Annotated in this window: 22 protein-coding genes; 8 read left to right on the plus strand and 14 right to left on the minus strand. The window is 62.3% G+C overall.

The window, feature by feature from the left end; translation table 11 throughout:
- Positions 1-93: 93 nt before the first annotated feature.
- Positions 94-639, minus strand: coding sequence for a hypothetical protein (locus tag KP701_RS05565; protein WP_024717037.1), 546 nt, complete (start codon positions 637-639; stop codon positions 94-96).
- A 312-nt stretch (positions 640-951) separates the two neighbouring features.
- On the opposite strand from KP701_RS05565, the gene KP701_RS05570 reads away from it, so the two are divergent.
- The 5 genes from KP701_RS05570 to KP701_RS05590 all read left to right on the plus strand — a co-directional run bounded on the left by KP701_RS05570 (position 952) and on the right by KP701_RS05590 (position 7270).
- Positions 952-1512 (plus strand): hypothetical protein, encoded by a 561-nt coding sequence (locus KP701_RS05570; RefSeq protein ID WP_155720920.1) that lies wholly within the window; start codon positions 952-954, stop codon positions 1510-1512.
- A gap of 67 nt (positions 1513-1579) precedes the next feature.
- Complete coding sequence (gene parE, locus KP701_RS05575) at positions 1580-3595, plus strand: DNA topoisomerase IV subunit B (RefSeq protein WP_215746250.1); 2016 nt, start codon at positions 1580-1582, stop codon at positions 3593-3595.
- Between the two features lie 2 nt (positions 3596-3597).
- The gene (locus KP701_RS05580) at positions 3598-4488 is read left to right on the plus strand and encodes a DMT family transporter (RefSeq protein WP_215746251.1); all 891 of its coding nucleotides are present in this window, start codon (positions 3598-3600) and stop codon (positions 4486-4488) included.
- Positions 4489-4591: 103 nt separating this feature from the next.
- On the plus strand, positions 4592-5014 hold the full coding sequence (locus KP701_RS05585; RefSeq protein WP_215746252.1) for a DUF2946 family protein: 423 nt from the start codon (positions 4592-4594) through the stop codon (positions 5012-5014).
- A gap of 114 nt (positions 5015-5128) precedes the next feature.
- Positions 5129-7270: a TonB-dependent receptor gene (locus KP701_RS05590; RefSeq protein ID WP_215746253.1), complete on the plus strand. Its 2142-nt coding sequence runs from the start codon at positions 5129-5131 to the stop codon at positions 7268-7270.
- A gap of 23 nt (positions 7271-7293) precedes the next feature.
- On the opposite strand, the gene dld is transcribed toward KP701_RS05590, so the two are convergent.
- The 5 genes from dld to ileS form a co-directional block, all read right to left on the minus strand.
- Positions 7294-9024, minus strand: coding sequence for a D-lactate dehydrogenase (gene dld, locus KP701_RS05595; protein WP_215746254.1), 1731 nt, complete (start codon positions 9022-9024; stop codon positions 7294-7296).
- Between the two features lie 81 nt (positions 9025-9105).
- Positions 9106-10965 (minus strand): DNA mismatch repair endonuclease MutL, encoded by a 1860-nt coding sequence (gene mutL / locus KP701_RS05600; protein WP_215746255.1) that lies wholly within the window; start codon positions 10963-10965, stop codon positions 9106-9108.
- A gap of 89 nt (positions 10966-11054) precedes the next feature.
- Positions 11055-11627: a DUF3035 domain-containing protein gene (locus KP701_RS05605; protein WP_215746256.1), complete on the minus strand. Its 573-nt coding sequence runs from the start codon at positions 11625-11627 to the stop codon at positions 11055-11057.
- A 65-nt stretch (positions 11628-11692) separates the two neighbouring features.
- Positions 11693-12205: a signal peptidase II gene (lspA, locus tag KP701_RS05610; RefSeq protein WP_215746257.1), complete on the minus strand. Its 513-nt coding sequence runs from the start codon at positions 12203-12205 to the stop codon at positions 11693-11695.
- Complete coding sequence (ileS, locus tag KP701_RS05615; RefSeq protein WP_215746258.1) at positions 12205-15063, minus strand: isoleucine--tRNA ligase; 2859 nt, start codon at positions 15061-15063, stop codon at positions 12205-12207. Before ileS ends, lspA begins: the two co-directional genes overlap by 1 nt.
- 179 nt (positions 15064-15242) lie before the next feature.
- Between ileS and KP701_RS05620 the strand changes: the two genes are divergently transcribed.
- Both KP701_RS05620 and KP701_RS05625 read left to right on the plus strand, forming a co-directional pair.
- Positions 15243-16214 (plus strand): TraB/GumN family protein, encoded by a 972-nt coding sequence (locus tag KP701_RS05620; protein WP_371818899.1) that lies wholly within the window; start codon positions 15243-15245, stop codon positions 16212-16214.
- Positions 16214-17008, plus strand: coding sequence for a tetratricopeptide repeat protein (locus KP701_RS05625; protein ID WP_215746259.1), 795 nt, complete (start codon positions 16214-16216; stop codon positions 17006-17008). The genes KP701_RS05620 and KP701_RS05625 overlap by 1 nt, the downstream gene beginning before the upstream one ends.
- On the opposite strand, the gene KP701_RS05630 is transcribed toward KP701_RS05625, so the two are convergent.
- From KP701_RS05630 to KP701_RS05665, 8 genes are all read right to left on the minus strand, one after another.
- Positions 16986-19385 (minus strand): TonB-dependent siderophore receptor, encoded by a 2400-nt coding sequence (locus tag KP701_RS05630; RefSeq protein WP_215746260.1) that lies wholly within the window; start codon positions 19383-19385, stop codon positions 16986-16988. The two genes, KP701_RS05625 and KP701_RS05630, sit on opposite strands and share 23 nt — an antisense overlap.
- Before the next feature lie 210 nt (positions 19386-19595).
- Positions 19596-20519 (minus strand): bifunctional riboflavin kinase/FAD synthetase, encoded by a 924-nt coding sequence (locus tag KP701_RS05635; RefSeq protein WP_215746261.1) that lies wholly within the window; start codon positions 20517-20519, stop codon positions 19596-19598.
- Complete coding sequence (mtnC, locus tag KP701_RS05640; protein WP_215746262.1) at positions 20516-21199, minus strand: acireductone synthase; 684 nt, start codon at positions 21197-21199, stop codon at positions 20516-20518. Before mtnC ends, KP701_RS05635 begins: the two co-directional genes overlap by 4 nt.
- Before the next feature lie 9 nt (positions 21200-21208).
- On the minus strand, positions 21209-21775 hold the full coding sequence (locus tag KP701_RS05645; protein WP_215746263.1) for an acireductone dioxygenase: 567 nt from the start codon (positions 21773-21775) through the stop codon (positions 21209-21211).
- 2 nt (positions 21776-21777) lie between these two features.
- Positions 21778-22404 (minus strand): methylthioribulose 1-phosphate dehydratase, encoded by a 627-nt coding sequence (locus KP701_RS05650; protein WP_215746264.1) that lies wholly within the window; start codon positions 22402-22404, stop codon positions 21778-21780.
- Positions 22404-22658, minus strand: a complete 255-nt coding sequence (locus KP701_RS05655) for a twin-arginine translocase TatA/TatE family subunit (protein WP_011252794.1) — start codon at positions 22656-22658, stop codon at positions 22404-22406. Before KP701_RS05655 ends, KP701_RS05650 begins: the two co-directional genes overlap by 1 nt.
- A 70-nt stretch (positions 22659-22728) precedes the next feature.
- A complete protein-coding gene (locus tag KP701_RS05660; RefSeq protein WP_215746265.1) occupies positions 22729-23217 on the minus strand; it encodes a CHAP domain-containing protein in 489 nt (162 codons plus the stop codon).
- A 2-nt stretch (positions 23218-23219) separates the two neighbouring features.
- Positions 23220-23834, minus strand: coding sequence for a regulatory protein RecX (locus tag KP701_RS05665; protein WP_215746266.1), 615 nt, complete (start codon positions 23832-23834; stop codon positions 23220-23222).
- A 66-nt stretch (positions 23835-23900) separates the two neighbouring features.
- Between KP701_RS05665 and KP701_RS05670 the strand changes: the two genes are divergently transcribed.
- Positions 23901-25478, plus strand: coding sequence for a D-aminopeptidase (locus KP701_RS05670; RefSeq protein ID WP_215746267.1), 1578 nt, complete (start codon positions 23901-23903; stop codon positions 25476-25478).
- Positions 25479-25635 lie beyond the last annotated feature (157 nt).

Consider the following 25635-nt stretch of genomic DNA (forward strand, 5'->3'; position numbering starts at 1 on the left):
TTTTTTTACGCCTGCTCTCCGCCCTTCCGGCATAAAAAAGGGCGGAGAGAAACCTCCCCGCCCTTTCAGACCCATCGACGTGATGGAAAAGCCTTACTTCTTGCGGCGCACCGTGTGACGGACGGTGGCTTTCTTGGCCGTCGTCTTCGCGGGCGTCGGAGCGACGACTGCGGGCGGCTTGGCGACAACGACGCCTGTTGCATCTACCGTGGCATGGATCGTCAAATGCTCGCGCTTCTGGCCACCACCCGGGATCAGCTCGGCCGTGAACGAATCCGTTCCGGCGTAAGCCGTGGCCGGCGTGTAATCCACATAGGTCTTGCCATCATAATTGTAGAGGAAGGCCTTGCCGTGTGCCGGCGGCGGGTTGACGCCGAAGGAGGCATAATTGCCACCCATCGGCTTCTGGATGGCGATGGAGCACAGTCCGTCATCGCTGCGGACCGTCATGTCCACGCTCATCGTGCCGTCAGCGGCCTTCTTGACGGCGGAGACGTGGCAGACAGCGGAGGTCCGCTGGTAGCCGAAGGGATTCGGGGCCACGGAACGCTGGACGATCGGCTGTTGGGCACAACCGGAGAGAAGCAGGGAAACGGCCAGTGCCGAACCCAGGGTAATGGCAGAACCTCGCAGACGCACGCTCAACTCCAACGCATCGTGACAGGACATGCCGCCTTTTCACGGCAGACAGACGTTCGCATGTAGAACAGGACAGCACGGGGCGAAAGGCTGCATGGGGACAGTGTGGCCATTTTGACGGTATTTTGTGCCTGGGAAGCGATAAATTCGCCCCCGGACGTCCCGCGCCAATTTTCTGCCACGAAATCATGTTTCGGATTAAGGGCTTGCCGCACGTTCCTCAGACGCAGAATCAGCTTTCGCGGGGGGTCGACCGCGGGTAGTCTGTTCCAGTGGTTGTGGCCGGTCGATCCGGTCTTGTGGAGTCTGTCAATGCCGTCGATCTTCCGTCGTTCCTTCAAGAGCCTGCTTGCTGTCGGGCTTTCCTGCGCTACGCTTGCTGCCGTTCATCCCCTGTCCGCCCGCGCTGCGGACTGCGGCAATTCACCCGCTCACGAAGCCTTCGATGTGGCTGGCCTGAAGTCCGAGCTGATGGTGACGGCTCTGTCGTGCAAGGCGCAGGACCGTTACAACGCTTTCGTCAGCAAGTTCCGCCCGGCCCTGCTGAATGCGGACGAGCGTCTGAACAGCTATTTCCATACGACCTATGGCCGTCGTGCGCAGGTCGAGCATGACGACTACATCACGCAGCTTGCCGATATCCAGTCACTGGGCGGCCTGAAGTCCGGTACGGTCTTCTGCCAGCAGCGCGAAGCCATGTTTGATGAAATCGACGCTCTTGAATCGGCGTCCGATCTGGCGCATTACGCCGAAGCCAAGGACGTGGCCCAGCCAGCTTCCTATGAGAGCTGCGAGGCTCCGGCAACCATTGACCGCCACTCCCGCAAGGGCGTGACGAAGCGGGCAGCCACCCGCCACACGAACCGCGCCTGAGCCAATCTCTGACCCTGTCGCGAAGCGTTCGCTTGACGTTCCGTGACGGGACGGCGACAACGCAGACATGAGCGATCTGTTCGAGTCAGGAAAGACAGGCAAAACCCGGACCGGCGGCGCCCGCAAGGGCACGGTCGACACGGAATATGGCGCCCACGACATCGAGGTGCTGGAAGGGCTTGAGCCCGTCCGGCGCCGTCCGGGCATGTATATCGGCGGCACGGATGATACCGCATATCATCATCTGGCCTCCGAGATCCTCGATAACGCGATGGATGAAGCTGTGGCGGGACACGCCACGACCATCGACGTACGGCTGGAAGGCCCGCGCACGCTCATGGTGCGCGACAATGGCCGTGGCATCCCGACCGATCCCCACCCGAAATTTCCCGAGAAATCCGCACTTGAGGTGATTTTCACCACACTGCACGCAGGTGGAAAGTTCTCCGGCAAGGCCTATGACACGTCCGGTGGCCTCCATGGCGTCGGCAGTTCAGTCGTCAATGCGCTGTCCGAGAAGCTGGAAGTCGAGGTCGCGCGGGACCGGACGCTGTACCGGCAGGACTTCGTGCGCGGTGTCTCGCTGGCGCCATTGGCGGAAGTCGGCAATGCGCCCAATCGCCGGGGCACGACGGTGCGTTTCACACCCGACCCGGAAATCTTCGGCAATCATCATTTCTCCCCTGCGCGCCTCTACCGGATGTGCTGCTCCAAGGCGGCTCTGTTCCGGGGCGTCACGATCCAGTGGAAATGCGAGCCATCCCTTATCAAGGCCGGAGACGAGACCCCGGTCGAGGCCACCATCCAGTTCCCCAACGGTCTGGAAGACGCTCTTTCGGCGGAACTCGGGCCTGATCCGGATCTGCTGACGCCGATCTGGGCCGGTGACGTCGAGCTGCCGATTGCCGCAGATGGCCGCACGGGTGGGCGCGTAGAATGGGCGGTGGCGTTCCTTGAGAGCGGCACGGCCTCGCTGTCCTCGTTCTGCAACACGATCCCCACGCCTCAGGGTGGAACGCATGAGGCCGGGTTCCGGGCTGCGCTGGTCAAAGGGCTGCGCGCCTGGGGGGATCAGCGCAAGGTCAAGCGGGCTGCGGCAATTTCGGCCGAGGATGTGCTTGGCTCCGTTGCCGCCAAACTCTCGGTCTTTATCCGCGACCCGCAGTTCCAGGGCCAGACCAAGGACAAGCTGACCTCGCAGGAAGCCTCGCGGCTGGTCGAAGGGGCGCTGCGTGACCGTGTGGATCACTGGCTGGGCGGCAACCCGCAGCAGGCGGACACCCTGCTGGCCTTCATGGTGGAGCGGGCGGAAGAGCGTCTGCGTCGCCGTGAGGTCAAGGACACAGCCCGCAAAAGCGCGACACGCAAGCTGCGTCTCCCGGGCAAGCTGACGGACTGCACGCGCGAAAATGCGGCGGAGACAGAACTGTTTCTCGTAGAGGGCGAATCGGCCGGTGGCTCAGCACGGCAGGCCCGTGACCGTGAGACGCAGGCCGTGCTGCCGCTGCGTGGAAAGATCCTCAACGTGGCTTCTGCGACGACGGACAAGCTGCGGGCCAACCAGGAACTCCGGGACCTGACCGAGGCTCTGGGCTGCGGCATCGGGGCGTCGTTCGATATCAGTCGTTTGCGCTATGGGCGCGTCATCATCATGACGGATGCTGACGTGGACGGGGCGCATATCGCCTCGCTTCTGATGACGTTTTTCTATCGCGAGATGCCGGAACTGATCCGTCACGGGCATCTGCATCTGGCACAGCCGCCGCTCTATCGGATCACGCATGGGCCCAAGACGGTCTATGCGATGGACGATCAGGACCGCGTCCGGCGCATCAAGGCTGATTTCAAGCCGAATGCGAAGGTCGAGGTCTCCCGGTTCAAGGGCCTGGGTGAGATGCCGGTAAAGGATCTCAAGGAAACGACCATGGATCCGGCCCGGCGCACGCTTCTGCGGGTCATCACCCCTGCCGAGGACCGTCTGGCGACCAGCGAGCGTGTCGAGAGCCTCATGGGCCGTAAGCCGGAGCTGCGCTTCCGCTTCATTCAGGAACACGCCCGGTCCGTTGATGAGCTCGACGTCTGAGCGTGTCGTCACCGGCCAGCTCCACGGAGTCTCATAGCCAGCTCAAGGCCGTCGGATGTCTGATCGGAGGGATTTCCTCCTTTCAGATCGGCGCAACGCTGGCAAAGGGGCTGTTTCCCCTGTTCGGTCCGACCGGCATGGTGGGACTGCGCGTGTGTCTGGCGGCCGTAATTCTGCTGTGCATCTGGCGGCCAACACGCGGTTCGCTGACAGTCGAACGGCTGAAACTGCTGCTGCCTTATGGCGCCGCTGTCGCGGTCATGAACTTCTGCTTCTATGTCGCGCTGGTCCGGCTGCCGCTGGGCGTTGTTGTCGCCCTTGAGTTCACAGGCCCTCTGACGCTGGCACTGGTCGGATCCCGCCGATGGCTGGACCTGTGCTGGGCAGGGCTTGTGGTTCTGGGGCTCTTCCTGCTGCTGCGGCCCGAGGGAACGACGATTGGCCTGTCATCGCTCAATCTGTTTGGCGTGGCCGCGGCCCTGCTGAGCGGATGTGGGTGGGTAGTCTATATCCTGACCGGCACACGCATGGGCAAGATGTTCCCCGCCCCCGTCGCCACCACTCTAGGCATGAGCACGGCGGGTATCCTGCTGCTCCCCTGCCTGATCCCGACAATTCCGACGGTACTGACCCATCCCTGGCAGGGGGGAGCCGCGCTGAGCGTCGCGGTCCTGTCCTCAGCTGTGCCGTATATTCTGGACATGATGGCGATGCGGACCCTGAACCCGCGCGAGCTGGGAATCCTGCTGAGCATGGAGCCGATGCTGGGTGCGCTTTCAGGATTCATTTTCCTGCATGAGGCGCTGTCCATCATGCGCTGGATGGGCGTTCTGTGCATCGCGGCAGCATCGGCCGGGAATGTCCTGACAGGGCGCCAGAAGCCGCTCCACTGATCCCGCCTGGGCAATAATCGGCTGAAAACTGACAGAAATATAGGGCTGGGTCGTATTTCGCTCCCTTGACCGACCTGCGACACGCGCGCCAGATGCGGGCGTCATGTCCCGCCTCTTTCCCTCTTCGAACCAACGATCCGGTCTGTCTGCCCTTGCAGTCATCGCCGTGGTTCTTCTGGGGTTTCTGGGACAGCTGGTCCTTCAGGGATGCGCCTACCCCGAAGAAAGTCCGCGGGCGACGATCGAACGCCTGACGGGGATCGACATTGCACCGTCCTCCATGGTGATGGCCGGCCCCATGCCTGGAATGACGGCCGGGCAGCATCATCACCACCATTCCCATGACGGCACCTGCCCGCTCTGTCCGCTGTTGCAGCTTCTGGCGGTCATTCTTGCCAGCCTGCCTGTCGTACCGACACGTGGGACCACAAGCCGTCAGATCCGGCAACACCCGGGCACACCCCGCGCACCCCCTGCGATCGGGCGTTTGCTTCCGCCGTCCCGGGGGCCACCTCGCCTCGTCTGACCCCTATCGTGGTCATGGCGGAGGACGGAACTTCCTGCGGTCTGCCCGTTTCGGGCGCCCCTTCAGGACGTGATCCGCCGTGACTGGATTTCAGACCAGTCGAGGATGCGGATCATGCTCCCCTTTGTCAGCCCCCGCGCAGACGGTGCACCTCACGTGCGCCCGTACCTGGCGGCCATCATTTTGACCCTGAGCGCCTTTTCAGGAGCCTCTGCTCAGGAAACGCTGCCCCAGCCGGACTCCGTCGAATCCGGCAAAGCCGAACATCTGACCGTCAACGGTGTACGCCAGCCCCGGACGACCAGCGCGGATACGGCGCATCTTCTGGACCATGCACTGGGCTACAGCACCTATTCCGCAGGCGGTGTTTCCGCCCTGCCCGTGCTGAACGGCATGGCCGATGACCGGGTGGCGACACTCGTGGACGGGATGCGGATTGATGCGGCCTGCCCGAACCACATGAACCCGGCCATGTCCTATGTCGATCCGGACAGCGTGTCCCGCGCCGTCGCAATCGCCGGCATCACGCCCGTCAGTCTGGGCGGGGACAGTATCGGCGGCACCGTGGAGATCGAGCGGAAAGACCCGCTGTTCGCCAAGGAAGGCAATATCCTCGTGACCGGGCATGTGCGCGGCGACTATCGCAGCAATGGCGGCGGCTCCGGTGCTTCCGGGTCCCTGACGGTCGCCAATGACATGTTCAGCCTGCGCTATACAGCGTCCTATTCCCATGCCAGCGACTATCAGACCGGCGGGAACGGGCAGCGTGTGCGGTCAACGGATTACCTGAGCTTCAACCATGCCGTGACGCTGGGCGTGAAGAAAGCCAATCATCTGCTGGCCCTGACGTTCGGTCAGCAGGACATCCCCTATGAAGGCTTTCCCAACCAGTACATGGACATGACGAACAACCGTTCGACCTTCGTGAACGGCAAGTATAAAGGCGACTTCAACTGGGGCACGCTGGATGTGCGCGGGTCCTGGCAGCGGGTGACGCATGTCATGAACATGCTGTCGGACAAGGGTGGGCATAGTGCCACCACGGGCATGCCGATGAATACGGATGCGCGGACAGCGGCCTATGCGATCAAGGCGACCATTCCGCTCGGGCTGAAGCATACGTTGAAGCTGGGCAGTTCCTTCGACCATAACGGACTGAACGACTGGTGGCCGCCTTTGCAGGGCAGCACGATGATGGGGCCTGGGACTTATCACAACATCAATAACGGCCATCGGGACCGGCTGGGCCATTTCGTGGAATGGGATGCGCAGTGGCTGCCGCGCTTTTCCACACAGCTCGGATTCCGCAATGATGTGGTGATGATGAATACGGGGAAGGTCGCGCCGTACTCCTGGAGCAGCATGATGTCGATGGCGGATGCTGCTGCAGCCGAGACATTCAACAAGGCGTCCCGCGGACGGACGGACGTCAATTTCGACGTGACGGCAACGGGGCGGTGGAAGCCGCTGGACAGCCTGTCCATCGAAGGTGGCTATGCCCGCAAGACGCGCTCGCCGAACCTGTATGAGCGCTATGCCTGGGGCATGGGCAGCATGGCAACGCGCATGATCGGCTGGTTTGGCGACGGCAACGGCTATGTGGGGAACCTGAACCTGTCGCCCGAAGTGGCCAATACGGCCAGCGTGACGGTGGACTGGCATGACCCCAACCCAACGCAGCACTGGGACCTGAAGATCCAGCCGTTTTACACCTACACGCACAACTACATTAACGTCCGGCGGCTGGGCAGCTTCTCGAACGGGCTTTCGATGCTGGGTTTCGTCAACCATAATGCCCAGAGCTACGGCATCAACGCCTCAGGCTCCGTGCGCCTGTGGGACAGGCATGCCTACGGACGGGGCGAGCTTGTCGGGAATATCAACTGGGTGCGCGGCGTGGATCTGGTGACCCATTCGGGCCTGTATCACCAGATGCCCGCGAATGGCCTGATCGGGTTGCACGAAACCTATGAGAACTGGACGGGCCGCGTCGAGGTCACGCTTGTGAAATCCAAGGACACCGTGGACTGGCTGCGCAATGAGCCCCGCACGCCAGGCTATGCGCTTCTGGGCCTTGGGGGGAGCTATCGCTGGCGGTATTTCACGCTCAATGCCGAACTCGCGAATGTGCTGAACCAGCGATATTACCTGCCGCTGGGCGGGCTCTCACTGGGGGATTACGATGCCACGGGTATTCTGGGGCCGTTGCCCGGAATGGGGCGGTCCTTCAACATGAACCTGACCGCTGCATTCTGACAAAGAGCCAAGCCGGGAGCACGTCATACGCTCTCGGCAACCCAGTTCCGCTTCTTCGTGGCCAGACCGATGCCCGGATTGAAGCAGTTGCAGGGATCGAGACTGCGGTAATGGGCAACCATTTCCTCAGGCGCCTTGTAGAGATGCCCGACATTATGTTCCGCCGGATAACGGGCGCCACGAGCATCCAGTCCGGGGAGCATGTCGTGCTCCACCTGCATGGCGTTGTAGCCCTTTTTGATCACGTAATCCTGGTGCATCACGTGGCAGAAAAAGTGGCCGTAATAGAGTTTGACGATGATCCGGTCCTCGATTTCCTTGGGGAGGACCTCGAACCATTCGCGATCGTTACGGCGCAGAGCAACATCGAGCGCCACGATATCTTCAGCGGTTTTCGTATGGACCGCACGATAACGCACGGCAGCACCGGCTGCGGCGAAGCGGTGCAGGAAGGCGCGCGTACCTTCATCCGGCGTACATTCGAAGAAAGCACCGCCCGTGCTTGAGGCCCACTGCTCCAGATAGGCGCGGACAGGTCCGGTCATGTGGGCGGAGACCTTGAGCATCAGGTGATGCTCGAAACGGTCGCGGTAGTCACACATGCGCTGGGGAAGCTGTTTCGGCAGGAAGCGGCTGAGGAACTGCATCGCCAGATCGCTAAAATGATCGGACAGGAACGGCAGGCGCTGCGCAAAAACGTCGAACCTAGACTTCATGGAGAAGAACATCGGCAGGTATTTCGTGCCGAAATAGCGGATGACTGCAAACGTATCCTTGCCGTATTTTTCGGCAATATTGAACGCATCGCGGTGCAGGTATTCACCGGCGATCGGCAGTTCGTCGAAATGGGTCAGAACATGGCGGCGGAGGTCTTCGAGGTCGGATGTGTTGTTCGTCCCAATATAGAACACGCCCGGATTTCTGTTGGCTTCGAACGTGTCGAGACGGACAGCAAACACGACCAGTTTGCCCGCACAGCCCGCGGCTTCATACCAGCGGTTGGGATCGGCATTGAAACGGGCGGGAGTGTCGGCATCCACGTCTCGGACATGGGTGGCGTAGTTCTCGTCGTGACCGCGCCCGGCCTTCCAGTCGATGGCATTTTCCGGAAGCTGACCGGCCTGTACGGCCGCAAGGATCTGCTCTGGATTGCCTTCAAGACGGATACCCAGATGATTGACGAGGTGGAGTTTGCCGTCCTCGCCCATCTGGCCGAACAGGGCCATCTCGGTGAAAGCCGGTCCACGCTGGACCAGCGCGCCGCCGGAATTGTTGCTGACACCCCCCAGAACCGAGGCGCCGATACAGGACGAGCCAATGACCGAGTGAGGCTCACGGCCGATGGCAGCGAGTTTTTCTTCAAGATCATGCAGCGTGGAGCCCGGCAGGCAGACGACCTGCTTGCCCTCACCGATCAGGTGGATGCCGTCCAGGCGGTTCGTGCTGATGATGACCACGTCACGGTCATAGTCGTTGCCATCAGGGGTAGAACCGCCGGTCAGGCCGGTATTGGCGGCCTGCATGATGATGATCCGGCCCGTTTCGGCACAGAGTTTTGCAGCGCGCCACAGTTCCACCAAGCTACCCGGCTGAAGCACCGCAACCACGTCGCCCATGCCGAAGCGGAAGCCCTTGCGAAAGCGGTAGGTCGCAGATGGCTTCGTCAGGACGTGCCGGCCGCCCACGATGGCCCGCAGGGAGTGGATGAGCGAGGCATTGCTGACCTCGGAACTGCCTTTTAGTGACGCTGACATTCTGTTGTCTTTCCTGCCGCCAAAGTGATCGCCGCTGGTCCTAACATGGTGCTGCAAGAAACCGCTCTTCAACCCTGCGTGTTATTTAACGCGCCCAAAAAGACGTTCAAGTTCACGCCGTGTCAGTTTGAGCCATGTCGGCCGTCCATGCGAGCAAGTATTTGTACGCGGTGTCCGTTCCATCTCGCGCAACAGGGCATCCATTTCCTCGGGCTTGAGGCGACGACCTGCGCGGATACTGCCATGACATGCCATCCGCGCGAGAATGGCATCCAGATGATGCGAGAAACTTCCTGTACTGGCGGCGTCCAGATCCGGATCGCTGGCCAGTTCGTCGGCAATATCCTTCAGGAGCCCCTGAATGTCCTGAGCGCCCAGAAGGGCCGGCACCGAGCGCAGCAGCACGCTGCCGGGACCAAAAGATTCAAGATCGATCCCGAGCTTTGAAAGATCCTCCGCCCGCATCATGAGAGCCTCGGCCTCGCGACGCGGCAGGTCCACCACTTCCGGCAGAAGCAGGGCCTGCGACCGCAATGTGCCGCCATTGGCATACTGTTCGCGCAGGCGTTCATGGGTCAGGCGCTCATGGGCGGCATGCTGGTCCACGAGGACGAGGTCGCCATCAGGTGCGAGGGCCAGGATATAGGTATCGAAGACCTGCGCGATGGCGGCACCCAGCGGGAACGCGGGATCAAGCGCTTCGGGATGTTGCGGGGCGCGGGCAGCAGGGGCGAAAGCCGGATCCGTTTCCGCAAATCCGCTCCGCAGAACAGCGCCTGTGGCGGCAATAGGCGATGGGGCCGGGTCATATCCTGCCGAAAGACGTCCCTGAGTGGGGCTCAGCAGGGGAGTTGTATCCTGACGTTCCGCAGGACGGGGGGGATAGACAATCGAGGGACGTGCGCCAAAGCTGGCATGGATGCCCCCGCCACCATTCGAGCCATGACCCAGCGCCCGGCCCAGACCGCCAATGACAAGGGATCGGATTTCGGCTTCGTCGGCGAAACGCAGTTCCGTCTTGGCAGGATGGACGTTCACGTCCAGCCGTTCCAGCGGCACTGTCAGATGCAGCGCCATGACCGGGAAGCGGCCACGCTCGATCACGGGGCGGTAGGCCACGCGGATGGCAGTCCGGAGCATGGGGTCCGTTACCGGGCGGTTGTTGACCAGAATGAACTGCCCCGATCCGGTGGCGCGGGTGCGGGCCGGACCGCAGGCGAACCCCGACAGACGCACGGCCCCGCGCTGTTCGTCGAGCGGGATAAGCGTGTCGGGCGTGATGTCCAGAACGGAAGCCGCACGCGCAATGGGGCTCTGCTCGGGCAGATCGAACAGCACCTTGTCATCCAGCAGAACACGCATGGCACAATGGGGCGCGGACAGGGCCAGACGGCGCATGACGGATTCGGCATGGCTGCTTTCGACACGCGCACTCTTGAGGAACTTGCGACGCGCCGGAGTGGCAAAAAACAGGTCTGTCACAACGATGCGCGTGCCGACCGGGCCGGATGCAGGCTGCGGCGGTGTGATGACACCGCCATCAACGCGGATACACCAGGCGGTATCGGAATCCGACGTACGGGACGTAATGGACAGACGCGCACTGGCACCGATAGACGGCAGAGCCTCGCCCCGGAAGCCCAGCGTGCGGATCTGGACGAGGCGTTCGTCCTGAAGTTTGGAGGTGCAGTGCCGCTCGACGGCCAGTTCCAGCTCGACCGGGGTCATGCCGCAGCCATTGTCGATGACGTCGATCCGGTCTGTCCCGCCCGCACGCAGGGCGACCACAATGCGGGTCGCCCCGGCATCAATGGCGTTTTCGACCAGCTCCTTCAGAGCGGCAGCGGGACGTTCGATGACTTCACCAGCCGCGATCAGATCAATGACGTGGCCGGAAAGACGACGGATTGTGGGGCGGGGAAAGGACGGGGCCTCGGACACGATGCCTCCTCATCGTCCGGACAGGGGCCGGACGGCAGACAGGGCCGCCCCATCCACCCCGTCAGGGGGCAGTCGGGACGGAGGGTACTTCAGAGAACGCCCAGGAAGGCCTTCTTCTTTCTGACGGTCGGGGTCGCACCCGTTGCGGGGTTGCGGCCCAGAGCCGAGTTCTCGCGGATGCGGCGGTTTTCGGCGTCACCATCGACGACGGAACCGGCATTGCCGCCCTTCCAGAACATCAGATTGTCCACAAAACCGGCATCGGCCGCGCCAAGCTCGGCGTTGTTCGGAGCGCTGGCGGACTTGTCCACCTGTCCTACGAGCGCAGTCTGGCCTGAACTGCCCTGTCCGGCATCGGGGTGCAGGGCCGTGTCCGGCGACAGGGTTTCAAGAGCCTGCATCCGCGGACTTTCGTCCGGACGATGAGCATCTGCGGCACCCGGGAGCTGCATCTGCTCGGAAGGCGGCATGGAGAGCGGGGCGCGGGTCGTGACGGTGTACTCGTCGGGCATGGCCCGTTCGAGACCGATCGCGCGTGAGACATCGGCGCCCGAGCAGCCCGAAAGCAGCAGGCCGACGGAAGCCATGGCACCCATCTGGACACTGAGACGGGCAACGGAAAGACGGTTACGGCGCATGGAGGGCCCCTGGGACGCGATCATGATGCAACACTCCTACAGTCCACGCGACGCGGGGGCAAGCCATTGGAACAAGTTCCGCAATAGCATCACTCGGCAGCAGCCTTACGTTCCGCAAGCAGGGAGTCGATCAGCCAGACGATAACACCGCAGACGATCCCTGAATCCGCGACATTGAAGACATACCATGACCAGCCGAACGCATGGGCATGCAGGAAATCCACCACCGCGCCATAGCGCAGCCGGTCAATGACATTGCCAATGGCGCCACCGGCAATCGCGCCACAGGACGCCGCCACGAGCGTGCGCTTCGTGCGGGTCAGGGTCCAGACCAGAAGCCCCACAGCGATCAGGGAAACCGCACAGAAAATCCACGGTCCCCTGCTGCCGAGGCCGCCGAACATGCCGAACGTCACGGCATGGTTCCAGACCATCGTGAAGTTCAGGAACGGCAGGATCTCGACGGATCCGCGGTCCGGCAGGTGATAGACATAGAGGATCCAGTCCTTGCTGGCCTGATCCAGAACGAGGACCAGAACCAGCAGGGCAAACCCCAGGACCATGCGGCCCGTCCGGCTCATGCCTTCATGCCACAGGGACATCAGGCACTCACCACGCTGATGCAGCGACGGCACAGGGCCGGATGTTCTGCATCGTCACCGACTTCGGGCAGAACCTTCCAGCAGCGGGCACATTTATGGCCCGGAGCGCGCTCGACCTGAGGGCCGCCATGAGCCGCGTCACCCGGCAGAAGCTCGGTCTCGGCATGGGACGTGATGAGTAGTTCGGCCCAGTCCAGTCCACCGAAAATCCCGGCCTCTTCCTGCGACAGCGGCAGCGTGACGCTGGCTTCGAGCGACGAACCGATCGTGCCGTCGCGGCGGGCCGTTTCCAGCTCGGTCGTGATCAGGCGACGATAGGCGCGGATGTCTTCCCAGCGATTGCCGAGTTCCGGGTCGTTCCACTCGGCGTCCGGCTCGAAGAACTGCGCGAGATGCACGCTCTCTCCTTCGCCGAAGCGGGCCTGCCAGGCTTCCTCGGCCGTGAAGACCAGGACGGGCGCAAGCCATGTGCAGAGCGCACGGTGCAGGACGTCCAGCACCGTGCGGGCGGCGCGGCGGGTCTGATCGGAGGGCGCGTCGCAGTAGATCGCATCCTTGCGGATGTCAAAATAGAAAGCCGACAGATCAGTAGTGCAGAAGCCGTGCAGTGCCGGATAGACACCGACCCACTGATGCGTCTCCACCGCACTGGCGATCAGGCCTCGCAGCTCAGTCAGGCGGTGCAGGATATACTGCTCCAGCGGCGGCAGATCGGCGTAGGGCACGGCTTCTTCAGGCGTGAAGCCATCCAGGGCGCCGAGCAGCCAGCGCAGGGTATTGCGCAGGCGACGATAGAGTTCGCCCTGCTGCTTGAGGATGTCCTGCCCGATGCGGAGATCTTCGTTCGTGTCGGAGTTCAGGACCCACAGGCGCAGGATGTCGGCGCCCAGGCTTTCGGTCACATCCGAAGGGGCCACGACATTTCCCAGCGACTTGGACATCTTGCGGCCCTGTTCGTCCATGACGAAGCCATTGGTCACAAGCGCCTTGTAGGGCGCGACACCCATCGTCCCAACGCTTTCCAGCAGGGAGGACTGGAACCAGCCGCGATGCTGGTCGGAGCCTTCAAGATAGAGATCGGCCGGGAAATTCAGGCCTTCCTGTCCCAGATCGAAGCGATGCGTGGAGCCGCTTTCGAACCAGACGTCCACGATGTCAAAGACCTGTTCGTAATCGGCGGGATCGCGCCCTTCACCAAGGAACAGCGACGGATCCGCTTCATACCAGACATCCGCACCCTTTTCGCGGAAGGCCTCGACAATACGCTGCATGACAGCCGGATCGCGCAGGACCTCGCCTGTACGCTTTTCAACGAAAACCGCGATTGGCACGCCCCAGGCGCGCTGGCGGGAGATGCACCAGTCGGGACGCTGCTCGATCATGGAGGTCAGGCGACGACGGGCGGCTTCGGGGACGAAGGTGACGTTGTCCAGCGCGCTCAGGGATTTTTCGCGCAGCTTCGTCTCGCCATCCATCGCGATGAACCACTGCGGCGTGGCGCGGAAGATGATCGGCGCCTTGGAACGCCAGGAATGCGGATAGGAATGACGGACCACTCCGCGGGCCATCAGGCCGGTGGCCGGGGCGTCATCGTGTTCGGCGGACTGGCGCGCTTCGGTCAACAGGTCGCAGACCGGGTCGGCCGCCTTGAAGACGTGAATGCCGGCCAGATGCGGAACCCACGGGGCATAACGGCCGTCGTCCTGCACGAGTTCGGGGACCTCGATGCCGTACTGACGGCAGAGCATGAAGTCGTCCTGACCGTGGGACGGCGCCATGTGGACGAGGCCCGTACCGGCATCGGTCGTAACGAAGTCGCCCGGCAGCATCGGCACGTCATACTCATAGCCACGGCCACGCAGCGGATGGGCGCAGACCGCGCCTTCAAGCCCGTTGCCCGGCAGGGTGTAGAGAATGTGATGGGCGGTGATGCCCGTCTCCGTGCAGAACGCCTCCACACGATCCTCGGCCACCAGCAGCTTGGCACCCTGCGGGACGACACTGTTCTCGTTCGTCTCATCGACACGCAGAACGACATAGGTGATGTCCGGACCATAGGCGAGTGCACGGTTGGCCGGGATGGTCCAGGGCGTGGTCGTCCAGATGACGGCCGAAACCCCTGTGAGGGCGTGGGCGGGCGTCGGGTCCTTGAGGATCGGAAAGGCCACGAAAATCGTGGTGGAATCGATGTCGTGATATTCGATCTCGGCTTCGGCCAGGGCCGTCTTCTCGACCGGGCTCCACATGACGGGGCGCAGGCCGCGATAGAGGCTGCCATTAAGCAGGAACTTGCCGATCTCGTCGACGATCTTGGCTTCGGAACTGAAGTCCATCGTCACATAGCGGTTGGCCCATTCGGCCTGAACGCCAATGCGCTTGAAGTCCTCGGCCTGCTTCTGCACCCATTCGGCGGCGTACTGGCGGCACTCGGCGCGGAACTGCAGCAGGGGTACCTGATCCTTGTCCTTGCCGGCCTTGCGATACTGCTCCTCGATCCGCCATTCGATCGGCAGGCCGTGACAGTCCCAGCCCGGAAGATAGCGGACCTCATACCCCGACATGCGATGGGCGCGGTTGATGACGTCCTTCATCACCTTGTTCAGGGCGTGTCCGATGTGAATGTGGCCGTTGGCGTAGGGTGGTCCGTCATGAAGCGTGAAGACGGGACGTCCCTTCCCGGCCTCGCGGATCTTTTCGTCCAGTCCTGTCGCGGCCCAGCGGGCGAGCGTTTCAGGCTCGCGCTTGGGCAGGCCGCCGCGCATCGGAAAACCGGTACGGGGGAGGAACACGGTATCGCGGTAGCGGTCCTGCTGTTCCTTGAAGGCGGCGACGGAAGGATCGGGAGTCTTATCGGACATGGGGGACGAGCCAGTTTCGGTCATTCACACAAAGGGTGGGTTATATGGAGATCGCGAGCCAATCCGGTCAAGTCCGCGTTAAGGGCGGCAGCAATGCAGGGCTGCCCCAAAGCGGGTTGCCGGAACAGCGGGACTCGCGGATGATGGACGATATGGCGCTTTTTTCAGAAGACAGAACCGTGAACGTACTTCGTCTCTTCCAGTCTGTTGCAGGAGCCGTTCTGGGTGCCTGTGCGGGGTTTGGCATCGCCGCGCACGCACAGGCCCCCCGTTGCCCGGCCCCGGCAGGCGTGCCGGACAGGGCCCGGATGGCGCAGATGTTCCAGACGGCACCAGACCGGGGCTTCCTGTGGAAAGTGACGAAGGACGGTCACTCTTCCTGGCTGTATGGGACGCTGCATGTCGCAAAGCAGGACTGGCTGCTACCCGGCCCGCTGACACGCGCCGCGATTATGCAGAGCAGCGAGGTCGCCCTTGAGCTTGATCTGAACGCCCCGGACACGGCCACCACGCTACGCCAGCCGGAAGATCCCGCCCGATGGGCGCATCTCGTCCAGTCGGGACGCAAGACGAAAGTGGATGCGCTTATGGACCAGCAATGTGTGCCCAGCGCGGCATTCGCACATGTAGCGGTTGGCGTGGAAGCGGCAGGCGTCGAATCCCTGGCGTCACGCCAGGACGGATATTATCCGGACTACGCCGTGGATGGCGTTCTGCAGGGCATGGCGGGCAGTCTGAAAAAGCCCCTGATCGGGCTGGAGACAGTGCAGATGCAGCGGGACCTGCTGATTGGACCGGATCAGGCGGATGAAGATGCGTTTGTTGATGACATCGTCAAGGGCGTGTCTTCCGGCAAGACGCAGGCCGAGAACAAGCGTCTGGCGGAGATGTGGGCATCGAGCGACGTGAAACGGCTGGATCATTATCAGGACTGGTGCGACTGCCTGAATACCGCTCAGGAACGGCGCTTCATGACGCGGCTTCTGGATGATCGGAATGTCGGAATGGCGCAGAAAATCGAGCAGATCCATGAGAGCGGGCCATCGCTGTTCGCGGCCGTGGGGTCCCTGCACATGGCAGGGCCGAAAGGGCTGCCCGCCCTGCTCCGCAAGGACGGGTTCGAAGTCCAGCAGATCGTACCCGCACTCTGATGAAACGGATCGTTCAGAAATTCCTGGGCCGCAAAGCGCCCACCCGCCGTCCCGAATCCCGTGCCCTGCCACCACAGATTGAGGAAATCAGGCAGGGCGCGCTCAAGGGACAGTACCTTCAGATCGTGCAATGGGGACAGGTGCTGCTGGACAGCGTCTATGTTCCGCGTGATCCGGTGACAGCTTTGGAATGGTTCACGATCGCAGCCAATGCCGGGTTCGGGCCGGGGCACAACATGCGCGGACGGTGTTTCCAGTTCGGCTGGGGCTGCGAAAAGGACCTTCAGCAGGCCGCGCGCTGTTATGAGGCTGCCGCTGCGGCTGGAGACGAATGGGGCCGGTACAATCTGGGCATCATGACCATGCGCGGGATCGGCATGGAGCCGGATCTGGCGCAGGCGCTGGACCTGTTCCGGACAGCGGCAAATCACGGCCATGCGAAATCCATGAACCTGTATGCGCGGTTTCTGGAAGAAGGATGGGTTGTGCCCAGGGACCGGGCGGCGGCGCTGGACTGGTACCGCAGATCGGCAGAAGGCGGCGATTATCGCGGGCAGCACAATCATGCCACGGCGCTTGTGGATGCCGGGAAGATCGATGAAGCGCTGGGCTGGTGGCGGCAGGCCGTCGTGGATGCGACGTCCGATATCCTGCTGGCGATGGATCAGAAACTGACGGCACTCGGGCCGAAGGGCGATGCGGAGTTGCTGGAGCAGGTACGCGGGCACCTGACGAAGATGGGGATTTCTCCGTCAGGCGACGCTGTTTCGGTCAGTAGTTCGCTGAAAGGTTAAAGAGGAAGGACCGTCCGACAGCCGGGGTCGCGCGGTCGCTGAACAGGTTGCTGTAATTCAGGCGGTTGTCGAGGTTGTAGCCGTTCATGGCGACGCGCCAGTGCTTGCCGAAATTGTGGGAAATCACGGCATCCCATTCCACGGTGGCAGGCACGGCCGCTGTATTGGTGGCGTTCAGGTAGACACCATCACGCCAGGTCAGACCACCACCGAACGTGACATTCCAGGGACGGTTCGGCGCGATCGTGTAGGTGGACCAGATGGTGGCGGAGTTCTTCGGCGCGTACTGGATGCGCTTACCGACATCAGCCGCCGTCAGGGACGAGACGGTTGTGGCGTCGTAATAGGCGTAGGTGCCGATCATGGTCCAGTTCTTCAGGATTTCGCCCGAAACGCTGAGTTCAACGCCCTGGTTGCGCTGACGGTCGCTGGACGAAGACACATCCCCCGTCGAAGGGTCGGTCATGAGGGCGTTGCCCTTTTCCAGGCGGAACACGGAGGCCGCAAAACCCATGCGGCCATGGAAGGCGTTATACTTCGCACCCAGCTCGTAGAGACTACTGCGTTCGGGACTGAAACCCTGCGTCGTGGATTTCAGGGGTTCGGAGCTGTTCGTCACGTACAGACCCAGCGGCGTGGTGGACTGCGCCCAGTTGAAATAGACCATGATGTTGCTGGTCGGCGTATACATCAGGCTGACGGTCGGATTGAACGTGTCCTGCGTCTGTCCGTAAGACACGCCGGCACCGGCCGTTCCCCCATTGGCGGAATAGTGGCTGTCCCAGTGATCCCAGCGGAAGCCGCCACGGATCGAGAACCAGGGTGCCAGCCACATCTGTTCGGAGAAGAACGCGCCAACATCCGTGGCGTCGCCCGTCTTGTACATGGCATGACCGACACCGGAGATGTTCACGAGATTGCCGCTATACTGGCCAAGCGACCCGAGCAGGAGACCCGGCTGGGTGGCAGAAGGGTGCAGCAGGCTTGTCGTGTCAGTCCGCGTGCCGTTCTGCCCGTTGAAATTATAGGCGTAGTTCGTGCGACGGTCATAAACGTGCGAGATATCGACGCCGGCGATCATCTGGTGACGGATGCTGCCGGTCGAGAACTTCGCGATACCCGAGAACACGTCCTGCACGGACCAGTCGTTCTGCTGATAGGGTTCCGGACCGCCCAGATGGCCACGACGATTGATGGTCGCCGCTTCAGGATCAGTGAAATAATCGGCGGCACAGGTCGTATCGCAGCCCGGCTGTGACGCGGAGAAGTACCGGCTGTACATGCCACCGCGCGCATCGTTGTAGAACGTGATGTTCTTGTTCAGGTCGAATTTCAGGCGCGCCGTCAGCATGTCCACATTCGACGCGTCCTGATCATACGTCGTGCCGTACCAGTTATTGCGGTTCAGACCATATTCCGTCAGTGGCTTCGCAATGCTTGTCCCCGGCTTGGTGACGACCGGCACACCATAATCCGGCACACGGTTATCCGTCTGGTGGAAATATTCCAGCGTGAAGGTCGTGCGCTTGCCCAGACCGAAGGCAATGGACGGCGCAATCCCCCAACGGTGGGAAAAGACGTTGTCCCGGCCAACCGTGTTGTTCTCGTTGCCCATGCCGGTGATGCGGATGGCCGTAGAGTCACCGATCTGTTTGTTGAAGTCGAGCGTGCCGCGATAATAGGCGCCAGATCCCCCAGAAAAGCCGCCGCTATAGCTGTCGCCAAGATGGGCGACCTTGGTGGTGATATTGATGGCGCCGCCCGTTGTGCCGTTACCGAAGACTTCCGAAGACGGGCCCTTGATGACCGAGACATGGTCATAATCAAAGCTGTCACGGGTATAGACGCCGAAATCGCGCAGGCCGTTTTCGTAGATGTCGTTCTGCGCCTGGAAGCCGCGGATCAGGAACTGATCGCCTGCCATGCCACCTTCGCCTTCACCGACCGACGCGGTGATGCCTGGCACGTTGCGCAGAGCCTCGTCGAGCGATTTGACGTTCTGCTGTTCCATCAGGAGCTTGGGCACGACGTTAATCGTCTGCGGCGTGTGCATGACGTCTTCCGGCATCCGACCAATGCCGATGGGGGTCTGCAACGTGTTCATCGGAGAGCCGACGACCTGCAGATGTTCGGTTTCCTCAGGCGTTGCGACGATGCTGTTGTCCGCCGTTTTTGAAGCAGTCCCCGATGTGAGAGCTTTCGGCGGAAGAGCCTTAGGCGCCTGCGAACTGGCTGCGTCGTTTTTGGGAACCGGTTGACGACGGGCCTTGTGATGATGCCGGGTATCGTCCTGTGCGTGGGCGGCGGAGCAGACGAGCGTCAGGCCGGCAGCAAGGGACAGGGGACCCAAAGGGTGGCGAGGTGTTCTGGACGACATCGGATCATGATCCTGCAAACGAAAACGGATGCTGTCCTTAAAGGGTTAATGCGAATAATTCTCAATACAGATTCAGCAACATTGCGAAAGATTCTCATTCTCCATGTCAAAGCGTGGCATAAATGACACAGAACGATACGTAACAAAAATCCCCTTTTCTGGACTGAAAAGGGGATTTGACGACGCTGAAAAAGGGGAAAACCGAGGCCGTCAGGTGCCCAGGATGGACCGGGCCTGCGCGGCATCTGCTGCGATCTGGGTCTTGAGTTCGTCCAGGCCGGAGAACCTCTTTTCCTCACGCAGCAGGGCGATCAGGGCAACGCTGAGAATCTGGCCGTACAGGTCCTCGTTGAAGTCAAAGAGATGGACTTCAAGCCGGCTTTCCTGACCGTCATTGATGGTCGGACGGCGGCCGATATTGGCGACGCCGGGAATGACGCGGCCATCGGGCAGCGTGACGCGCGCGGCATAGACGCCGCGTGCAGGCTCGACATGCTGGGTCAGGGGGATGTTGGCGGTGGGGAAACCGAGGAGGCGTCCACGCTGGTCTCCGTGCATGACGGGACCGGCGATACTCCAGAGACGGCCAAGTTCCTGCGCCGCACGCTCGGGATAACCTTCCTGCAGCAGACGACGGATGCGGCTTGAGGAGATCGGACCGCCTTCATCGGAAAGCTGGGGCACGATGGTCAGCCCGATTCCATGGGGTGCCAGAAGGGTTTCAAGATGCTCGATATTGCCGGTGCGACGATGGCCGAACGCGAAATCCGCCCCACAGGCAACATGCGCCACGCCAAGGCCGTTGACCAGAACATCGTTCACGAACTGCTCGGCGTTCAGACGGGAAAACTCCGCATCGAACGGGATCTGGAAAACATGATCCACACCCTGCTCGCCGAGAGCGGCGGCGCGGACATCCGGCAGCATCAGGCGGAACGGCGGATCCTGCGGGCGGAACAGCGTGCGAGGATGGGGATCGAACGTGACAACCGAAAGCGGGTGATCGGGACGCGCCATCCGCAGCGTGTCGAGCAGATGGACATGCCCGCGATGCACACCATCGAAATTGCCCAAGGCCGCAACCGTATTGCGGGCGGAAGTGGGAATATTGCGCCAGTCCGTATGCAGGATCATGCGACGGGCAGGCCGAACTGGGTGGAGACGGCCTTCAGATCCGGCGCCTGCGGCACGCCCGGATGGGGGACAGTGCCGTCCTGCTCGCGAACAAGCTGGCAGACGGTCAGTCCTGCCCTCTGGGCCGCGTCCAGCTCGGCTCCGATGTCGGACAGGAACAGGATTTCGGCTGACGGCAGGCCGACAGCGGCCGCAATCTTTTCATAGGAGGCGACGTCTTTTTTTCCTCCCGTTGAGAGATCAAAGAAGTCCTCGAACAGCGGCGTCAGATCACCCTGTTCGCTATGACCGTAGAGCAGCTTCTGGGACGGGATGGAGCCGGAGGAATAGACAGCCAGACGCAGACCGCCTTGCGACCATGCTTCCAGAGCGGGCGGGACATCGGGATAGAGATCCGCCTTGAGGGTGCCGTCCTCGAACCCCTGACGCCAGGTCAGCCCCTGAAGTGTCTTGAGGGGTGCGGCCTTCACGTCCGCCTTCATCCAGTCCTGACAGACCTTCAGCGGATCCTGCCCCGGATGTTCCATAACGATATCGGCGCGGGCTGCCACGACCATCGGATTCGTGTGGTCCTGCATCAGGGCCGGGAGAGCTTTCGCGGCATAGGGGAACATGACATCCCGCACGAAAGAGATCGGCAGGGTTGTGCCCTCGATATCAAGCAGGACGAGACGGATCATGGGGGACTTTCAGGAGTTGCCGGAAGCTTCGGCAGGCACTTCGGCCGGGAAACGGTTGGCAATGTCATCACCGGTATACTGCGCGATCCAGCCGGTCGTGTCGGTGAAGACGCGCAGGGCCACGACGTCCGGCGACGGTCCGGCGTCGAACCAGTGCGGGATTCCGGCGGGAACGGAGATCAGGTCGCCTTGTGTGCACAGGACGGAATAGACGCGACCGCGGATATGCAGGACGAACGCCCCCTGCCCGTGCACGAAGAAGCGGACTTCGTCCTCACTGTGGGTGTGTTCGGAAAGGAATTTTTTCCGAAGCTCCGGAAGGTTCGGCGTGGACGCGTTGATACGCACCACGTCTGCGCTGCCAGCACCCGTCTCGCCCATCAGCGTGTCGAGATAGGGACGATAGGCTTCCAGAACCTCTTCCGCCGGAGCGTCGGGCGCCGGTGTGACGGGAGCCGACCAGCGGTCGAAGCGGATGTTGTGCGGACGCAGGGTTTCCGCGATCTCGCCGGGCGTGGTGACGTCCAGCAGAATCGTATCGGGAGCATCGTCACGATAGACGGTCAGACGGCTCATGGTCAGGCCTTCTTCTGCAGACTGGCGAGTTCGCAGGCCAGCAGGAACTCGAGCCCTTCGAGACGGGCCAGGGCCGTGAACATGTCCTTGCCCCAGACATACACGCCATGGCCGCGGATCAGGTATCCAAGGCGCATATCCGAGAGCTTCGGTGCAACCACTGTAGCCAGACGCGCGATGTCCTGATCGTTATGAAACAGAGGCAGTTCGAGGCTGGTATCGTGGGTCGTCTGGCCTTCGAACACCTTGAGGACCTCGTAGCCCGCCAGTGTGATCGCGTCGAACGGTTCATCCATGGACAGGATGGTCGCGGCGACGGAGTGACCATGCAGCACGGCCCCGATCGCGGGATCATGGGCATAAAGCTGCGTGTGCAGGAGCGTTTCCGCGCTGGCACGGTTTGCGGGATCAACCGGAACGCCGTCGGGGGTAATCTCGATGACGTCGCTGTCCGTCAGGAACCCCTTGTGGCCACCCGAGCGCGTAATCGCGATGCGACCGTCCGGCAGGCGGCAGGACAGGTTACCCGCCGTGGCCGGAACCCAGCCGCGCTGGTCCATCCGCTGGCCAGCCTGCACGATCTGACGGCAGGCATTCCCCCAGCTTTCATCAACCTTGAGGTTCTGCATCAGACCTGGTTGCGGTGCGTTTCGCTGCTGGTCGTCTGACTGTAGCCGGGATTCTGGTTCGGCGGAGAGATGTGACCCGGAGCCTGCGTGGCGTCCGTCGCGGTCATGGATTCATCGTCGGCCATGTTCTTCTTGAAAGACTTGATGCCCTTCGCGAAGTCTCCCATCAGGCCGCTGATCTTGCCCCCGCCGCCAAACACGACGAGCAGGACGACCGCCAGGATCAGCCAGTGAACGGGGCTCATGCTGCCCATAATGTATTACTCCGAAAAGCCAAGGCCTCCATCATGTGGCAAGGCTTGGACGATTGTGCAAGCGTTCCTCTCAGGAAGAGTCGTCACTGTCGTGCGATGAAATGAAGCCATAAGTCGGATAAGCGCGCTTTCCGAGGCTGTGAACAGGAGCCCACCAGACGCGCACCAGCGTCCAGTCGTTGCGGGCGGAAACATCCGTCACGGGGACAGCGCGGTCGATGCGTCCGGGTTCCCAGTTGGCATGGTCAACGAGGATCGTACGGTCCGAAACCTGCCGGCGCACGATGGAGACATGACCGCTGGGCACGCGGGACGTGGCGCGGAAGACCAGGACTTCTCCGGGGCGGGGCGTATGGGTGTGGGCATAGCGCCCGACGGACTGTCCCCACCATGAGGCGGCGCTTCCGCTCAGTCTCAGGCCAGTGCGCTCGCGCGCATAGGGCGCGCATTGCAGCGGACCGTTGAAGCTGGCGCGGCTGTATTCGTAGCGATTGCCGCAGGCCGTGAGGACGACCAGAAGAGCCAGCGGCAGGCAACGGAAAAAGCGGGGCATCATCATCTTCAGAGACTGCGGAAGGCGATGATGCGGTCTTCCGCCTCATCGGAGTCCATGTCGAGCACGCTCTGCGCGACATCACGGGAGAAGCCGTTGCGGGCAAAGACGCCCAGGGCCTTGAGCGGGTCTTCCTCTTCGCGGTCCGGTCTCTGGAAGGGGCCAAGGCGGCGCTTGCGGGCCAGCACGAGAGCAGCGGCGAGTTCTGCCTCCTGTGCGCTGCTGTCAGAGCGCTCGCCCAGCGAGTCGTTGAGGGCTTCGCGGGTCGTGTTCTGATCGACGCCCTTATTGGCAAGATGGGCTTCAACGGCACGACGGGAACGGCCGGTCCGGGTCAGGCTGACGGCGCGGTTGCGGGCATAGCCAGCATCGTCCACCGCACCGAGATCGGTCATGGATGCGACGATTCCATCAATGGCGGGGCTGACGGCTGCGATAGTGGATTCGATGTCTTCGTTCGGCAGCCCCGCACGGGAGGCGCGCACGCCCCAGCGACGCAGGCGGCGATCCAGCACCTGACGCAGGCCCTGTTCGGTCGTAGCGAAGCGGGCGAGATGCGCCAGCGCCGCTTCACGCAGGGACGCGGCATCCGGAACGGGCGGCGGGGCGGGACGATCCTCCATAATGCTTCGGAGTATGCGGCGTGAAAGGCATTTACGGCAAGACGCCTTGGAGCCATCATTCCATCCATGAGCGATTCATTTTCTGCCCCTCTTGAAGCGGCCGTCTCCGCCCTCCCTGCCCGTTTTCCCGGTCCCGGCGGGGCCGTGGCCGTTCTGAAGGACGGAGAGGTTCTGGTCCGGCACGGCTGGGGCTATGCGAATGTGGAGCGTCGCATTCCGTTCACGCCGTCCACGCTGTTTCGCATGTGCTCCATCACCAAGCAGTTTACCTGCGCGACGCTGCTGGACCTGTATGACGATCCGTCCGAACTGGACGCAGATGTGGATGCACGCCTGCCCCAGCTTGATGAGCCCTCACCGGGGCTGCTGCATCTGGCGCATAACCAGTCGGGTCTGCGGGATTACTGGGCAGTAGCGATGCTGCATGGCGCGCCGATCGAAGGGTATTTCGGGGACCGCGAAGCCCGTCGCGTCATTGACGGGACGCGGACGCTCCAGTTCCAGCCGGGCACATCCTATTCCTATGTGAACCAGAATTTTCGGCTGATTTCCGACATTCTTCAGGACCGGACGGGGCGCAGCTTCGCCGAACTGCTCCAGACGTCGATTTTCAATCCGGTCGGCATGGAGCGGGCGATCCTTGCTGCCGACACGCGCGCCATGCCGGATGGAACGGTCGGATATGAGGGGACCGTGGAGAGCGGATTCCGCCCGGCGGTCAACAATGTCATCTGGACGGGGGATGCCGGGCTTGGAGCGTCGCTGGACGACATGATCGCGTGGGAGCGGTTCATTGATGAAACCCGCGATGCTCCGGACAGCCTTTACCGCCGCCTGACCGTTCCGGTGACATTCAGCGACGGGCAGCCCGCGCCCTACGGGTTCGGGCTGCAACGGACGACGATGTTCGGCCGGGACGTGACGATGCATGGAGGCGCCCTGCGGGGCTGGCGCTCCCATCGGCTGCATGTGGCCTCCGAGCGTCTGTCGGTCGTGGTGATGTTCAACCATATGAGCGCAGCGCAGGTCGCAGCGGCGCAGATTCTGGCCGCAGCACTCGGCGTTCCTTACGAACCGGACCGCAGCACCCAGCAGCCGACCGCGTTGTATGGCACCTATCTGGAACGGGAGACGGGGCTGTCGGCCCGAGTCGAACCCGCGCCCGGTGGGGCGAAGCTGCGCTATCTGATGGTGCCGGAGCTTCTGGAAGGCATTTCAGCCACGCGGGCCGAGGCAGGATCGGTCATCGTGAAAGCGCAGGAGACTGCGGATGGCGCGGAAGCCGTGATGGAACGTCCGGGCGAGAACCGCACCGGCATTCTCGCCCGCTGTGATGAGACGCCCGGCGAGGATATTGCTGAACTGGCTGGTGTCTATCGCTGTGAGGAGCTGGACGAAGCCGAAGTGACCATCGAACTGGCTGGCGGCGTAGTTTATGGCGGTTTCTCGGGAATCCTGGGCGACGGCCGGATGGAAATGCTCCAGCGTCTGGCCAGGGATGTCTGGGTTCTGCCCTGCCCCCGGGCGCTGGATCATACGGCACCCGGAGACTGGACACTGGCATTCGAGCGTCAGGGCGGCAGCGTGACAGCGGTGCGGGTCGGGTGCTGGCTGGCACGTGATCTGATGTATCAGCGGGTCTGATCTGCCGGGTTAACCGGGACATTCTGTTGCGTCGGGGTTTGACGGAACCCCTTTCTGCCCTTCACTATGGGGGTGTGGAACTTGAAGCCCTGCTCCGGGCAACCAGAGCAGGGTTTTGCGATTCCGCAGCAACCGTTTCGTTTTCAACCAGATATTC

The organism is Gluconobacter sp. P1C6_b (assembly GCF_018811945.1).
GTDB lineage: Bacteria > Pseudomonadota > Alphaproteobacteria > Acetobacterales > Acetobacteraceae > Gluconobacter.